Origin of the sequence: Streptomyces sp. NPDC047061 (assembly GCF_040643955.1) — a bacterium.
Taxonomy (GTDB): domain Bacteria; phylum Actinomycetota; class Actinomycetes; order Streptomycetales; family Streptomycetaceae; genus Streptomyces.
The window spans coordinates 1-15376 of record NZ_JBEYVI010000029.1 but is presented as its reverse complement, the minus strand read 5'-3'; the positions used below and the strand labels follow the sequence as shown (position 1 = coordinate 15376).

Annotated in this window: 13 protein-coding genes and 1 pseudogene; 8 read left to right on the top strand and 6 right to left on the bottom strand. The window is 68.0% G+C overall.

Going from position 1 to position 15376, the window contains the following annotated elements; genetic code table 11:
- The first annotated feature begins 460 nt into the window (after positions 1–460).
- Positions 461–2692 carry an alpha-L-fucosidase gene (locus ABZ887_RS33235; protein ID WP_361297533.1) on the top strand — a complete coding sequence of 744 codons (2232 nt, stop codon included), beginning with the start codon at positions 461–463 and terminating at the stop codon, positions 2690–2692.
- Positions 2693–2975: 283 nt separating this feature from the next.
- Here ABZ887_RS33235 and ABZ887_RS33230 read toward each other — a convergent pair whose 3' ends face one another.
- The 3 genes from ABZ887_RS33230 to ABZ887_RS33220 form a co-directional block, all read right to left on the bottom strand.
- Positions 2976–3737, bottom strand: a complete 762-nt coding sequence (locus ABZ887_RS33230) for an enoyl-CoA hydratase (RefSeq protein ID WP_361297530.1) — start codon at positions 3735–3737, stop codon at positions 2976–2978.
- 192 nt (positions 3738–3929) lie between these two features.
- Complete coding sequence (locus ABZ887_RS33225; RefSeq protein WP_361297527.1) at positions 3930–5075, bottom strand: thiolase family protein; 1146 nt, start codon at positions 5073–5075, stop codon at positions 3930–3932.
- Positions 5072–5503, bottom strand: coding sequence for an OB-fold domain-containing protein (locus ABZ887_RS33220; protein WP_361297524.1), 432 nt, complete (start codon positions 5501–5503; stop codon positions 5072–5074). Before ABZ887_RS33220 ends, ABZ887_RS33225 begins: the two co-directional genes overlap by 4 nt.
- Positions 5504–5950: 447 nt before the next feature.
- Here ABZ887_RS33220 and ABZ887_RS33215 point away from each other — a divergent pair, with 447 nt between their 5' ends.
- The 7 genes and pseudogenes from ABZ887_RS33215 to ABZ887_RS33185 all read left to right on the top strand — a co-directional run.
- The gene (locus ABZ887_RS33215) at positions 5951–7489 is read left to right on the top strand and encodes an AMP-binding protein (RefSeq protein ID WP_361297521.1); all 1539 of its coding nucleotides are present in this window, start codon (positions 5951–5953) and stop codon (positions 7487–7489) included.
- A complete protein-coding gene (locus tag ABZ887_RS33210) occupies positions 7482–8318 on the top strand; it encodes an SDR family oxidoreductase (protein WP_361297518.1) in 837 nt (278 codons plus the stop codon). Before ABZ887_RS33215 ends, ABZ887_RS33210 begins: the two co-directional genes overlap by 8 nt.
- Positions 8305–9105 carry a crotonase/enoyl-CoA hydratase family protein gene (locus ABZ887_RS33205; protein WP_361297515.1) on the top strand — a complete coding sequence of 267 codons (801 nt, stop codon included), beginning with the start codon at positions 8305–8307 and terminating at the stop codon, positions 9103–9105. Before ABZ887_RS33210 ends, ABZ887_RS33205 begins: the two co-directional genes overlap by 14 nt.
- 2 nt (positions 9106–9107) lie before the next feature.
- Entirely contained in the window at positions 9108–10031 is a 924-nt protein-coding gene (locus tag ABZ887_RS33200; protein ID WP_361297512.1) for an SDR family oxidoreductase, read from the top strand.
- Positions 10032–10430: 399 nt separating this feature from the next.
- A complete protein-coding gene (locus ABZ887_RS33195) occupies positions 10431–11828 on the top strand; it encodes a hypothetical protein (protein WP_361297509.1) in 1398 nt (465 codons plus the stop codon).
- A 225-nt stretch (positions 11829–12053) separates the two neighbouring features.
- Positions 12054–12254 carry a VOC family protein gene (locus ABZ887_RS33190; RefSeq protein WP_361297902.1) on the top strand — a complete coding sequence of 67 codons (201 nt, stop codon included), beginning with the start codon at positions 12054–12056 and terminating at the stop codon, positions 12252–12254.
- Between the two features lie 202 nt (positions 12255–12456).
- A pseudogene (locus ABZ887_RS33185) lies at positions 12457–12672 on the top strand (transposase); the annotation flags it as partial.
- A gap of 339 nt (positions 12673–13011) precedes the next feature.
- Here ABZ887_RS33185 and ABZ887_RS33180 read toward each other — a convergent pair.
- The 3 genes from ABZ887_RS33180 to ABZ887_RS33170 are packed head-to-tail and all read right to left on the bottom strand — an operon-like array spanning position 13012 to position 15334.
- Positions 13012–14784: a biotin carboxylase N-terminal domain-containing protein gene (locus ABZ887_RS33180; protein ID WP_361297899.1), complete on the bottom strand. Its 1773-nt coding sequence runs from the start codon at positions 14782–14784 to the stop codon at positions 13012–13014.
- The gene (locus tag ABZ887_RS33175; RefSeq protein ID WP_361297505.1) at positions 14781–15089 is read right to left on the bottom strand and encodes a hypothetical protein; all 309 of its coding nucleotides are present in this window, start codon (positions 15087–15089) and stop codon (positions 14781–14783) included. Before ABZ887_RS33175 ends, ABZ887_RS33180 begins: the two co-directional genes overlap by 4 nt.
- Before the next feature lie 35 nt (positions 15090–15124).
- Positions 15125–15334, bottom strand: coding sequence for an acyl-CoA carboxylase epsilon subunit (locus ABZ887_RS33170; protein WP_361297503.1), 210 nt, complete (start codon positions 15332–15334; stop codon positions 15125–15127).
- Positions 15335–15376 lie beyond the last annotated feature (42 nt).

Sequence of the window (15376 nt, the reverse complement as noted above, 5' to 3'; positions counted from 1 at the left end):
TTCCTCGCGCTGGTCCCGGAGCGGGAGAGGTTTCACCGGCGCGACAGCTGTGTGTCGCGTTTGGATTGATGGGATGTATGTATAGGGCGCCCTCAAGGTCCTTGTCTAGCCCTTGCGGACATCTCCGAAAAATCGCAGCTCATTTGGGGCCGCAGGGAGGAGGGAGTGATGCCTGGAGGCCTAAATACATCCCATTAATCGTCGCCAGTCCGTGATCGATGGAGACCGTGCGGCGTCAGAAGACATGCGATGTCTGGAGGTATCCAAAACCAACAAAACAACATAAAAGCCGTGAAATGCCCACTCTCGTTAGGCTTTTCATCCCTGCACGGGCGTTGACATCCGGGGGACACATGGCCGACCTTCGTCCGTGACAACCGGCGTCCCGGACCTCATGATCCGCGCCGGCCGCTCCTCCCCGCCCTCCTCAGCCGGCCCTCCTCCGTACCAGGGATGTCCCATGCCGAATTCGATCAACAGACGCCGGTTCCTGGCCGGTGCCACCTTCGTCGCCGCGACCGCCGTCGCCGGAGGCATGTTCGGTGCCGACGTCGCGCAGGCCGCGCCCAGCACCTACACACCCGACTGGACTTCTGTGGACCAGCACCCGCCCGCCCCCGAGTGGTTCCAAGACGCCAAGTTCGGCATCTACTTCCACTGGGGCGTCTTCAGCGTCCCCGCGTACGACAGCGAGTGGTATCCGCGCAACATGTACGCGAGCGGCAGCAACGCCAACAAGCACCACATCGCCACCTACGGCCAGCCCTCGGCGTGGCCGTTCCACAACTTCATCAACGGAGCGCAGGACCTGGCGGGCAACACGGTCCAGTTCGCCCCGAAGCTGAAGTCGGCCGGGGGCAACTTCGACCCGGACGAGTGGGCCCAGCTGTTCGCCGACGCGGGCGCGAGGTACGCGGGACCGGTCGCCGAGCACCACGACGGCTTCTCGATGTGGGACAGCCAGGTCAACGAGTGGAACTCGGTCGCCAAGGGGCCCAAGCTCAACCTGCTCCAGCTGTTCTCGACGGCCATCCGCGCCAAGGGCCTCAAACTGCTGGTGGCCATGCACCACGCGTACAACTTCAACGGCTACTACGAGTACGCGCCGGCCCAGACCGACAGCAGCCTCAAGAAGCTCTACGGCCAGCTGACCACCGCGCAGGAGAACCAGCTCTGGTACGACAAGCTCAAGGAAGTGATCGACCTGGCCCAGCCGGACATCCTCTGGCAGGACTTCAAGCTGGACTCCGTCGACGAGACCCAGAGGCTGAACTTCCTGTCGTACTACTACAACCAGGCCAACAGCTGGGGCAAGGAGGTCGTCGCCACCTTCAAGGACGGTCTCGACGCCAAGGGTGAGGTCTTCGACTTCGAGCGGGGCGGCCCGGCCGACCTCACCGCCCCGTACTGGCTGACCGACGACAGCATCTCCAGCTCCAGCTGGTGCTACACCCAGGGCATCGGCTACTACAGCACCCAGCAGATGCTGCACTCGTTCCTGGACCGGGTCAGCAAGAACGGGAACCTGCTGCTCAACATCGCGCCGATGGCCGACGGTACGATCCCGCAGGCGCAGAAGGACATCCTGCTCGGCATCGGCGACTACCTGCAGCGCTTCGGGGAGTCGGTGTACTCGACCCGGGCGTGGACGGCGTACGGCGAGGGCCCGACCAAGATGGGCGGCGGCGCGTTCACCGCCCCGCAGGCCGGTACCGCGCAGGACATCCGCTTCACCCGCAACAAGGCGAACAGCGTCCTGTACGCCACGGTCCTAGGCTGGCCCGGCAGTTCACTGACGATCAAGACGCTCAGCTCGGACCGGATCGACGTCTCCTCGCTCACCTCGGTGAAGCTGCTCGACTCGACCGCCGGCAGCTACATCAGCCTGGCCGCGCCGACGCAGAACTCCACCGGCCTGACGGTGACGCTGCCGTCCTCGGCGCCCTTCACCGCCGGCGCCTACGTCCTGAAGCTCACCTTCTCCGGGAGCATCCCCGGCCTGCGCCCGCTGGGCGGCGCCGTCGGCTACCAGGACGTCAGCTACGCGGGCACGGCCGCCGTGCTCCCTCTCGGCGAGTACACCGCGATCGACCTGACCGCGGCCGGACTGGGTCCCCTGACGCTGTCCTCGCTGCGGCTCGCCCCCGGCTACCAGGTCATCGGCTACTCCGGTGACTCCTTCACCGGCACCTCCTGGACCTTCACCGCGGACAACCCCGACCTGCGGGTCACCGGCAACAACGACAAGGTCACCTCGCTGAAGGTGCAGTTCAACCCGGCCACGTACCTCCGGATCACCAATGTCACCGACGGTCTCGTCCTGGACAGCGGCGGCAACGTCGCCTCCGGCTCCAACCTCAAGCAGTGGAGCTGGGACGGCAGCACCAACCTCCAGTGGCAGGCGGTCGCCGTCGGGAACGGCTACCACAAGCTGGTCAACCGCACCAACGGCATGGTCGCCGACGGATGGGGCGCCACCGCCAACGGCTCCGCCGCCCGGCAGGCGGCCTGGAACGGCGGCAACAACCAGCAGTGGATGATCACTCACCGCGGCGACGGCCGCTACTCGATCGCCAACCGCACCACCGGCCTGGTCCTCGACGGCGGCGGCAGCGTCGCCTCCGGCTCCGTCACCAAGCAGTGGACGTACGACACCAGCACCAACCTGCTGTGGACCTTCACCGCCCTGTGACCCGCGTCGGGGCACCGATGCGGCGGCCGAGTGGTGTGGCATCACGGGCGCGGCGACCGGCATGAGGGGGCTCGGGGCCGGCCGGTCGCCGCGGCCTCGGCGTCGTGGGGAGACAGCCGGTGCCCGATCCGGTTCCGCAGGGCAAGGCCGAGAGGACCCGGCGGTGATCTGCACGGCCCAGAGCCCCGGCCGCCATGACAGAAGTCTTCGTCTGTGATCCGGCAGCCGAGTTCCTTAGCGTCAACGGTCAGCTGCTGGACCTCCCCCGTACGAAGGGGGCGGGCTACTTTCCGTGGAAGTCCGGGCGGCGTTTCTCGCGGAAGGCGGCGAGACCTTCGGTGAAATCTGCGGTGGCGAACAACCGGGACTGGCCCTCGCGTTCAAGGGCGAGGGCGTTCTCCAGCTGTGCCAGGGAGTGGGCGTCGAGGGCTCGCTTCGTTGCGGCGAACGCCGCCGTCGGACCCTCGGCCAGCTGAGTCACCAGGCGCTTGACCTCGGTCTCGAAGTCGTCGTCGGGTACGACGTGGCTGATCAGCCCCCATTCCGCGGCGAGCGGCGCGGGTACACGTTCGGCGAGCATGGTCATACGGCCGGCGCGGGCCCGGCCGATCGCCGCCGGCACCAGCGCGCTCGCGCCGCCGTCCGGCATGAGTCCGACGTGCGCGAACGCCAACAGGAAGTAGGCCGACTCGCGGGCGACGACAAGGTCGGCGGCCAGCGCCAGCGAGCAGCCGACGCCGACCGCGGGGCCGTTGACCGCTGCCAGCACGGGTTTCGGTATGTGCCGAAGGGCCAGGGTCAGGCGGCCGGCCGCATCGATCGTGCCGGTGTCGGGCCCGTCACCGGCGAGGTCGGCACCGGCGCTGAACGCGCGCCCCGCGCCGAGGAGCACCACGACCCGGATGCTCTCGTCCTTGCCGGCCTCCTCGATCGCCTCGGCGGTGCGGGTCAGCGTCTCCGTGGTGAGCGAGTTCAAGCGGTCGGGCCGGTTCCATATGACCCGCAATACGGATCCATCGCGCTGGAAGAGGGTGGGGTCGGTCATGAAATAGCCTGTCCTTCGTTCTGAGTCGTGGCGGTTTCTGGTGACAGGAACGTAGGGGCCGTCGTCGGGGTGCGGCACCGCGGACACGCACTGGCAACGCTCCGCGAGTGGGACGGCGCACGCGCGGACGTGGCACAGCCCCCGTGCGGCGCGCTGCAGCCACGTCCGGCGGTGCCAGGCTTCTTCGGTCTCTCAGTCCTTGCGCAGCACGTGGACCACGCAGACGGCGCCGAGGCCCACCATGTGGGTCAGCCCGACGCGCGCCCCGGCGTGCTGCCGTTCCCCGGCCTCACCCCGAAGCTGGACCGTGACCTCCGCGACCTGGCCCACGCCCGTGGGGCCGACGGGATGCCCCATGGACAGCAGCCCGCCCGAAGGACTGACGGCGACACGGCCTCCGATCTCGAATTCGCCGTCCTCAAGGGCGGCGGCCGCCCGACCCGGCTTGCACAGGCCCATGGCCTCGACGTAGAGCAACTCCTCGATGGCGAAGGCGTCGTGGAGCTCCACGACATCGAGGTCGGTCGCCTCGACACCTGCCTCCGTCAACGCCTGCTCGGTCGTCTCGCGGGTGAGGGCCGCGTCGAAGTTCTCGAGGTCGTACACAGTCTCCGAACGCGCGGCCGAGGAGAGGACCCGCACCGCTCGTGTCCGGTCGAGACCGAGACGGGCAATGGCGTCGTCGGAGGCGACGATGACGGCAGCCGCACCCTCACCGACCGGGCAGCACTGCAGTTGGGTGAGCGTCCCACTGATCTGAGGCGGGGCGAGAACCTCCTCGATCGTGCGGGGCCCGCGGCGCTGGGCGTTGGGGTTGAGGGCGCCGTTGCGGCTGTTCTTGACCGCGACGGCGGCGAGCTGCTCGGGCGTGACCCCGTGGTCGTGCATGTAACGGGCAGCCAGCAGGGCGAAGTGCGTCGGCGGCGCGACCCGGTCGCCCACGAGGCTCTGGAGCCCCGCGGCACGCTGGGGATCCGTGACGTTCAACGGCTTGTCCACGCCCACGGCGATGGCCACGTCGCACAGCCCCGCGGCCACCTCCATGCACGCCTGACGGAACGCCGAGGAGCCCGAGGCGGAGGCGTTCTCCACCTGGACCATGGGGATGCCGCTCGCCCCGAGGTGGCGGTACATCAGGCGCGACAGGGCCATGCTCGTGACCGCGGTGCCGGTGTAGGCGCTCTCCACGTCGCTCCAGCGCAGCCCGGCGTCCGCCAGGGCCGCCCGCACGGAATGAACGCCGAGCCGGGTGTAGGGCGTGCTGCTGGGACGCTGGTACGGGTGCAGGCCCACCCCGACCACATGGACCGGGCGAAGCTGCGCAAGGGGGGTCCTCATGAAGGGGCTCCGTTCGTGGTGACGGCCGCTGCGGGAGAAGCGGTGAAGACGGGCTCGACCAGTTCGTCACCGTTGTCCTCGGTCCGGACCACGGCCCACTCGGCCGACACCCTGTCGCCGATCCGTACGTGATCCGCGGCGGGGGCGAGGGTCGCGCGGATGAGCGGGCCGGCGTCGAGCTGGATCTCGGCGATGGTGAACGGAACCGGAGCCTTCCCCCGGTGCAGGTGGATCTGGGCGAGGGAGTAGACCGTGCCGCTGGCCGCGATGGACTCGGGGCGCAGGTCCGTCTCCGGCGCACCGCATTTCTCGCACCCGATCGCGAGCGGAGGGAAGTAGACGCGTCCGCACGCGCTGCATGCATTGCCGTGCAGCGTGGGACGGTCCTCGACCCCGTCATAAAGGGTCGATTGGTCAGGAATCTTCATGGGCACGTCTCCTTTGGCGAACATACTTGTTAACCGGACAGCAAGTTAGTACGGTGAGGTCATGTCGTCCAGCACTGCTGATCGAACTCCCACCAGAGCAGCTTTCGCCCGGTCGGAGTCGGCTCGGCAGGTCGGGCCCTCGGCTCCGGTTCGCGCCTGCTGGGCGCGTGGCCCACAAGGCTCAGGAAACGGTCAAGGCCTGCTGGAACATGCCAGGCCGGGGGAGCGCAGGAGTCACAACCGCTTATCGCGATGAGCGACGCCGGTTTCCCCGCCAGGGCGCTGCGACCGCCGACTCCTGCGGCTGAAGAAGTCTGCTGTCCACTCCCGGGGCGAGGCTCCGCTCCGTGCGAGCCGGACGCGGACCCGCCTGTCACAGGGCGCGCCCCCCTTACCGAGAAGTGGTCCAGAGAGCAATTCCTGACGGTACTGAGAGAGGGGCACCAGATGGATCCCGAGCACGGAACAACGGAGTACTGGGCTGGGGTGCAGCCGGACAAGCCGGCGGTGATCTGCGGTGACGCGGTCATGACCTACGGCGAATGGAACGAACGCGCCGATCGAGTGGCCGAGGGACTGGCCGCGCTGGGACTGCGCCAGGGTGACCGTCTGGGAATGCGGTTCCGTCTGGGCATCGAGTGGTTCGTGATACAGCGGGCCCTGCAGAAGCTCGGCGTCGCCCAGGTCGCGGTGAACTGGAGACTGACCCCCGAAGAGGCGATGTACATCGTCCGCGACAGCGGGGCCAAGGGGCTGGCCTGCAACGACGAGGATCCCACTGGGTGGGGCACATCCGACGTGGGCTTCCTGGTCACCGTGGGGCAGGCGGCAGGCGGCCCTGGCGCGCGGTACGACGACCTGGTGACCACCCCGGTCGTGGAACACCGCTTCGGCCCGCTTCAACCTTCCCTGGTTCTCTACACGTCGGGAACCACCGGCGCGCCCCGCGGCGTGCCTCCGACCGAGCCGACGGACGCGAGGCACGCGGACCGCCTCGCCCGTTACGGCGCCACGGTGGCCGGCGTTCCGCCCTACCCCGGTCATGCCGTCACGCTGATGACGCTGCCTGTCCACCACGGAGCCGGCAACCTCTCCGCGACGATCACCTGCGCGGTCGGAGGCACAGTCGTCGTACTGGATCCGTACGACGCCGAGGACGCGCTGCGACTCATCGACCGGCACAAGGTCCAGGTGTGGGTGGCGGTCCCGACCATGCTGCTGCGCATCAAGAGCCTGCCCGAGGCGGTCCTGGACCGGTACGACCTCTCCTCCCTCACCGCCCTCACCACCGGTGCCGCTCCCGTGCCGCACTCGCTCAAGGAGTGGATCATCGGCCGGCTCGGCGACGACCTCCTGTGGGAGCAGTACGGTGCCAGCGAGGTCGGGATGATCTCGTTCACGCCTCCCGAATACCAGCTGACCAAGCCCGGAACCAGCGGCCTCCCCTACGAAGGGGTTGAGATCGCCATCGTCGACGAGGACTGGAACCGGCTTCCCGCGGGGGAGACCGGGGAGATCGCGATCAGCAGTCCCGTCGTGATCGACCACTACCTCGGCGACGACGTCCTGGAAGAGCACGTGCTCAAGGACGGCTACTTCCGTACCGGCGACGTGGGGCACCTCGACGAGGACGGCTTCCTGTACGTCACCGACCGCATCAAGGACATGATCGTCGCGGGTGGTGTCAACATCTATCCGGCCGAGATCGAAAAGGTGCTGCTCCAGCATCCCGCCGTGGCCGACATCGCGGTGATCGGCGTGCCCCAGGACGACTTCGGTGAACAGCCCATGGCCTACGTCGTCACCAAGCCGTCGGCCGTGGTCACCGAGGAGGAACTGGTGGAGTTCCTCGACGGCCAGCTCGCCTCGTACAAGAAGCCGCGCAAGTTCGCCTTCATCGACGAGCTGCCCGTCAGCCCCATGGGCAAGATCCTCAAGAGGGAGCTGCGAGCTCCGCATTGGAAGGGACGCGCAAGGAATGTCTGATTCGACCGCGGCAACGTCGGATGTCCCGCACCAGGCGGCGTCACTCCAGGAACTGCTCGACCTGCGGGGGGAGGTGGCTCTGGTGACAGGAGCGGGGCAGGGCGTCGGCGCGACGGTCGCCCGCTACCTGTCGGCGCAGGGAGCCGCCGTGGCCGTGAACGACTTCCGCCTCGAACGCGCGGAGGAGGTCGCCGCGAAGATCCGGGCCGAAGGCGGATCCGCTCTCGCGTTCCAGGCCGATGTCACGGACTTCGCCGCGGTGCAGGCCATGGTGGGCGAGGTGGCGGAGCGCCTCGGGCCGGTGTCCGTTCTGGTCAACAACGCCGGCAACGCCGGTGCCGGGACCAGCGTGCCCGACGGCCGGCCGTTCTGGGAGAGCGACCCGGCGGACTGGGAACCGTTCCTGGCGGTGAACCTCAACGGGGTACTGAACTGCAGCCGTGCCGTCGTGCCCGCGATGGTCGAGAGCCGGCACGGACGCCTCATCACCGTCATCAGCGATGCCGGCAGGGTCGGTGAAGCGGGTATGGAGGCCTACTCCGCGGCGAAGGCGGGCGCGGCCGGCCTGATGCGCTCGCTCGCCCGCAGCCTCGGACGGCATCAGATCACGGCGAACTGTGTGGCCATCGGGTTCACGAACACCCCTGCCGTGGCCCAAGCGGTGGAGAACCCCGAGCTGTCCCGCAAGGTGCTCGGCGCGTACATCATCCGCCGTGTCGGCGAGCCCAGCGATGCCGCGGGCATGGTGACCTACCTGGCCTCCCGGGCCGGCAGCTGGATCACCGGGCAGACCTATCCCGTCAACGGAGGCTTCAGTGTCAACCAGTGACCGCGTCGAACAGCCCAGCGGGGCCGACGCCATCCTCACGGAACGGCGGGATGATCACATCCTGATCATCCGGATGCACCGGCCGCACCGGCGCAACGCCTTCGACGGCGCCACCGCGCACGCCCTGGAAGCGGTGATCGACGACTACGAGGCGGACGACCAGCTCCGCTGCGCGATCATCACCGGATCGGACACCGTGTTCTCGTCCGGGCAGGACCTCATCGCCGCCGCCTCCGGTGACATGGCGGGGGCCAAGCGTCGCGGTGGATTCGGGATCATGGGGCAGCCGCCGCGCAAGCCGATCATCGCGGCCGTCGAGGGCCATGCCCTCGCCGGAGGGCTGGAGCTGTGCCTGGCGTGCGACCTGGTCGTCTCCTCCCGCACCGCCACCATGGGCCTTCCCGAGGCCGCGAGGTCGCTCGTGGCCATGGGCGGCGGCTGCTTCAGGCTGCCCCAGCGGATCCCCTACCACCTGGCCATGGAACTGGTCCTCACCGGCAATGCCTGGCCGGCCACCCGCTTCGCCGAACTCGGGCTGGTGAACAGGCTGACCGAACCCGGCCAGGCACTTGCGGGTGCTCTTGAACTCGCGCACGACATCGTCCGCGCCGGACCGCTGGCCGTGCTGGCCGGCAAGCAGATCGTCCAGCACGCGTACGAGTGGACCGACGACGAGGCCTGGTCGAACCAGATGGAGTACGTGAACACCGTGCTCGGCTCGGAGGACATGCACGAGGGACTGCGTGCCTTCGCCGAGAAGCGGCCCGCGCAGTGGAAGGGGCGCTGACGATGATCATCGAACCCACTCTCCGCTCCGACCTGCTGGCGGGGCAGGCGGCCATCGTCACCGGAGGCGCCCGAGGCATCGGTGGCGCCACTGCCACGACCCTGGCGGCCAACGGTGCCCGGGTCGTGATCGCTGAGGTCGACCAGGTCAAGGCCGAAGCCGCGGCCAAGTCGATCAACGAGGCCTTCGGCGCCGGCACCGCGACGCCGTTCATCGCCGACCTCGTCGCCCCGAGCGCATGCGACGACCTGGTCAACTTCACCCACGAAAACCTGGGCTCCGTGGACATCGTCGTCAACAACGCGGGCTATGCCTGGGACGGCCGTGTGCACGACATGACGGACGAACAGTTCCAGGCCATGCTGGACATTCATCTGGTCGTCCCCTTCCGGCTCGCCCGGGCATGCGCGCCCGTCTTCCGTGCCGCGGCCAAGGCCGACGCCTCGGCGGGAGTGGTCCGGCATCGCAAGACGGTGATGGTCTCCTCCATGGCCGGTTCCTGGGGACTGGGCGGCGCGGCCAACTACGCCGCGGCCAAGGCCGGCATGTTCGGTCTGGTGCGTTCGCTCGCCAGGGAATGGGGTTCCATCCACGTCAACGTCAACGCCGTCGCTTTCGGCATCATCCAGACCCGCTTCGCTCTTCCCCAGTCCGACCATGAGGTCATTCAGACCGGTGGGCGTACGATCAATGTCGGTATGTCCGCGAAACAGGCAGAACGTATGGGCATGCGGGTTGATCCCGACCGGGTCGTCACCGACGAGGAAATGTACGGTTCCAAGGCGATGCCGGGAATCACTCTCGGTCGCACGGGCACCATTCGTGAGGCCGCGGACGCCATCTTCTGGCTGTGTTCTCCGCTGTCGGAGTATGTCACCGGTCAGGTGATTCCCGTGAACGGCGGCGCTCAGGGAGGTATGAGCTGAGCAGGGTCGGATTTCACTAGGCCGGAGGCAGGAGACAGAACCGTGGTAGGAACCCCCTTCATCCTGTGGTCGTGAATTTCGTGAATCGCTTCAACTTCCGTTGATCTCGGGCTGTTTGTCCGCTCTCATCGATCCGGAAGGTCAGATTCCATTCCTGTGAAGGGGTTGGTTATGCCCATGTTCAATGTGGCGGGGAACAGCCGATCGGTCGGGACGCGCAGGCTCCCGTTCCTCGTTCTCACCACCGCGGTGGTCACGGCAGTGGCGACAGGGGGCGCGTTCGCGGCGCCGGTCTCTCTTACTCCACCGCCCCCGATCGCGAACACGCAGGACCCGTCCGCGGGGGCGGACTTCGTCGGAAGCCCGGCTGCGGCGCAGCCGCTTCCGCCGAAGCCGGTGATGCGTCCTGACGTCACGGGCGTGCACGGTGACAGCGGCAACACCAAGGCGTACGACGGGCCGGCACCCCTCGGCAAGGACCTTCAGGTCACGAGCGTGGCCGGCGTCGGGGGGCCCATCCTGCCCTTCCCGATGCCGGACGGGCGCGTGACCGCGATCCAGCTGAATGCGTCGGACGTCTCGGTCAAGGCGATCTCCGCGGTGGACCCGACGACGATGGCGGTGCAGGCCAGCTGGACGGCTCCCGAGGGCCAGAAGCTCAACGGGTACATGTACCAGAGGGCCGACGGGGCGATCCTGGCCACCAGCAAGCAGGGGCATGTCTACGTGCTGCAGCGCACGGACACCGCGCAGAAGACCGTCATCACCCTGAAGCGGGACATCGACCTGGCTTCCATGGGGGTCCTGGGCCCCTCGGAGAACCTGCACTCCGCTGCCTTCGACGCGGACGGGGGTATCTGGTTCGTCACCGGCGCGGTCACCGGGGCCAGCGCGCAGACCGCGACCACCACCACGGTCGGCCACATCGACGAAGACGGCAGGGCTCGCGTCGTTCATCTCAAGGACCAGGTGGTGGAGAACGGCTTCGCCGTGAAGAACACCACCGCGTACATCGTGACCGGCCCGGCGGGCGCCGCTGACCATGCGAACGCGGAGGGGCACATGTACGCATTCGGTCCCGGCGGCGGGAAGGCACCGCGGATCCTGTGGCAGCAGGACTACGACTCCGGCAGTGCGACCAAGCCCGGCGGGCTGAGTCGGGGCTCCGGCAGTACCCCCACCCTGCTGGGGAGTCGATACGTCGCGATCACCGACAACGCCGACCGGCAGTCCAATATCCTTGTCTACCGCCAGAAGACGGCCCACGGCGGCGGGTCACAGCTGGTGTGCAGTGTGCCTCTGGGCGCCAAGAACGTCAGCAGCAGCAATGACAACGGCATGATCGGCTACGTCGCGCACGGCGTGGCGAGTCTCGTGGCTCAGAACACCTACGACCAGCCCACGATCCTCCCCAGTGCCGGCATCAACGGTTCGTGGAACGACAACTCCGTCATGACGGGCGGGATGCAGCGAGTCGATGTCACTCCGGACGGCCGATGCGTGACCAAGTGGAACAACCCCGTGCAGATGAGGGGTGTCCCCGCCCTGTCCACGTCCGCCGGTCTGGTCTACGGTTCAGCCGAGGATCCCAAGCTGTCCGCTCAAGGCACCTACGTCTGGTACACGGAGGCCATCGACTTCCGAACCGGCAGGACGGTGTGGAAGAAGCGCGTCGGAGCGGGCGGCACCTACAACGACATCGGCATGGTCGTCGGCCTCGGCCCCAACGGAACGCTCTACAGCCCCGTCCTGGGCGGTGTGGTAACCGTCAAGGACAGCCGCGAAGCCCTGAACTGAAGGTCGCACGGGCTCGGACCGTCAACACCCCTTGGCTGCCGCAGTTCACCGTCGGCCGGAGGATGAGGCTGCCACGGAGCGGTCGGTCTGGGCAGAGGGTTCGAAGCCGTAGACGGAAAAATGGAGCCGGGCCGACGCTCGGAAGCGATGGGATATCAGTAGCTTCCTCACGCTGACGCTGTTCCCTCACGACAGGGCGCAGGGTTTTGAAGGGAGTCCTGTGACATCCCTCAAGGACGTCGTCTTCGATTTCTACCGGAGAGCAAACGGGTCAAGAACCGGGTTCGTCGCGACCTGGGCGCGACCGATGCAGCCACAGAGGCCAAGCGGCTGTGTGCGCTGGGGGCAACGGTGCAAGCCGAGCGTGAGAACTGGATCACGATACAGGATCCCGATGGGAACGAGTTCTGCCTCATGCGCTCGTGAGCGCGACCACGTCCCGGCCATAAGGAGCAGCGGGCTTCGGGTCCACACCTCGAAGCTCCGCTGTCGTGGCATCGCCGCCACGGTCGTGAAGCTCGGCGGACGTCCCACCCCTCATGCGGTAATCGACGCAATTGGTCCATAGGAATTGACAATTACTCAACCTGTTCCTGGGCACGTTGGATGTGTGGAGCGCAGGAAGTAAAACGAGCAGAACCTCAAGCGGTTCGTGAACCAATCCACCTGGGATCCCGTGCCGGTGCAGCGCCGGATCCGCGAACGCGTGCTGCCGGTCATCGCCCCGACGGCCTGAGGGCTCGACGACGTGTCGGTGCCCAAGGGCGGAATGATGTCGGGCGCCATGGGCCCGCAGCACTGCGGGGCCACGGGCAGACGCACCAACTGCCAGGTCGCGGTCACCCACGTGACCGCGGCCCATGCCTTCCACGCCGAACAATGGCTGGCCCCAAAAGTCCCCGGGCGGGGGCTCACTCACTACCAGACCCTCGACGCCCTCCAGGACGTCTTGAGGTGCTGGGCCGACATCTGCACCACCTGCCACCGACCCCTGCCCGGCAGGACCAGGCCAGGATCAAGGCAGACCTAACGGAGTCCTCGTAGTTGTGCACCTCCCGCCACAGAGCGGTGCTGAGCAGATCAAGTCGTACCGGTTGCCGTTACGTGGAGCGGAGAATGAGCGGGTACGCTTCGAACCGCTCTACCCCGTCGAAACACACCTCGGCTGTGCCTGTCTGACTACTCAGTCCTTGATCTCGCAGATCACGGCGCCGGACGTGAGGGACGCGCCGACCTCGGCGGCGAGGCCCTTGACGGTGCCGGCCTTGTGCGCGTTGAGCGGCTGTTCCATCTTCATCGCCTCGAGTACGACGATCAGGTCGCCTTCCTTGACCTCCTGGCCTTCCTCGACGGCGACCTTGACGATCGTGCCCTGCATGGGCGAGGCGAGGGTGTCGCCGGAGGCGACCGGGCCGGACTTCTTGGCGGCCCGGCGCTTCGGCTTGGCGCCGGCGGCCAGACCGGTGCGGGCCAGGGTCATGCCCAGGGACGCGGGGAGGGAGACCTCCAGACGCTTGCCGCCGACCTCGACGACGACCGTCTCACGGCCGTTGTCCTCCTCGGCCTCGGCGTCGGCCGGGGCGGCGAAGGGCTTGATCTCGTTGACGAACTCGGTCTCGATCCACCGGGTGTGGACCGTGAACGGGTCCTCGGAGCCGGTGAGCTCGGGCGCGAACGCCGGGTCGCGGACGACGACACGGTGGAAGGGGAGGGCGGTGGCCATGCCCTCGACCTGGAACTCGTCCAGGGCACGGGCGGCCCGCTGCAGGGCCTCGGCACGGGTGCGGCCGGTCACGATCAGCTTGGCCAGGAGGGAGTCCCAGGCCGGGCCGATGACGCTGTCGGCTTCGACGCCCGCGTCCAGGCGGACACCGGGGCCCGAGGGGCCGTCGAAGCGGGTGACGGTGCCGGGGGCGGGCAGGAAGTTGCGGCCGGGGTCCTCGCCGTTGATGCGGAACTCGAAGGAGTGTCCGCGCAGGGCGGGGTCGTCGTAGCCGAGTTCCTCGCCGTCGGCGATCCGGAACATCTCGCGGACCAGGTCGATGCCCGCGACCTCCTCGGTCACCGGGTGCTCGACCTGCAGGCGGGTGTTGACCTCCAGGAAGGAGATCGTGCCGTCCTGCCCGACCAGGAACTCACACGTGCCCGCACCCTCGTAGGCGGCCTCCTTGAGGATGGCCTTGGAGGCCCGGTACAGCTCGTCCACCTGCGCCTCGGACAGGAACGGCGCGGGCGCCTCCTCGACGAGCTTCTGGTGGCGGCGCTGCAGCGAGCAGTCGCGGGTGGAGACGACGACCACGTTGCCGTGCTTGTCGGCCAGGCACTGCGTCTCCACGTGCCGGGGGCGGTCGAGGTAGCGCTCGACGAAGCACTCGCCACGCCCGAACGCGGCCACCGCCTCACGGACCGCGGACTCGTAGAGCTCGGGGACCTCTTCGAGGGTGCGGGCGACCTTCAGGCCGCGACCGCCGCCGCCGAAGGCCGCCTTGATGGCGATCGGCAGGCCGTGCTCGGTGGCGAACGCGACGACCTCGTCGGCGCCGGAGACCGGGTCGGGGGTGCCGGCCACCAGCGGGGCACCCGCACGCTGGGCGATATGACGGGCCGCCACCTTGTCACCCAGATCACGGATGGCCTGCGGCGGCGGGCCGATCCAGGTCAGACCCGCGTCCAGGACGGCCTGGGCGAACTCGGCGTTCTCCGACAGGAAGCCGTAGCCCGGGTGGACGGCGTCCGCCCCCGCCTCACGCGCCGCGTTCAGGACCTTGTCGATGTCCAGATAACTGGTCGCCGGGGTGTCACCGCCCAGGGCGAACGCCTCATCCGCGGCGCGGACATGCAGAGCGTCACGGTCCGGATCCGCATAGACGGCCACGCTCGCGATTCCAGCGTCCCGGCAGGCCCGGGCCACGCGGACAGCGATTTCGCCACGGTTGGCGATGAGCACCTTGGTCAGCATGCCCACTCCAGTACCGAGCCGTCGCCGACGTCGCAGGCTGCCGGGATGATGCCTCCGACGATGACGCTGAGGTCACCCGCTGCCGGTTGTCTCTGCTGTTTGACCATCGCGTCCACTACCGGCAGATGGGCACTCGGGTGAACTCCCGGTTCCTGGCTCGGGGCGTCTTCGGCTATGACGATGGCGACGATTGCCTGGGTGCGGTGGTGAGGTTCGTCGAGTCCGCGCTTGGCGATGACCGCCTGGGTGTACGGAGCCGGGGCGGTACCGGATCGCTCCGTGTCTTCTTGGAGGACGTTCATACTCACTCCGGGAGAGTTGGGCAGGGCTGGCTTGTTCAACGGGGCCAACAGGAGATGCGCCAGGTTGTTGGTCCCGGCTGTGCGAGAGAGCCGGGCGGCATGGTGCGTCTCTTGTCAGCCCATTGATTCAGCGGCTCGGGCGTTTCAGGGACGGCTGCTGCCGCTGCGCCGCGGGCTCGGACCACCGCGAGTGCGGCGGCCAGCTCCTCCGGGGTCGGGTTGCCCCGTATGACCTTGATCGTCACAGCGGCTCTCCTTACAGGGGGATGTTGCCGTGCTTCTTCGGG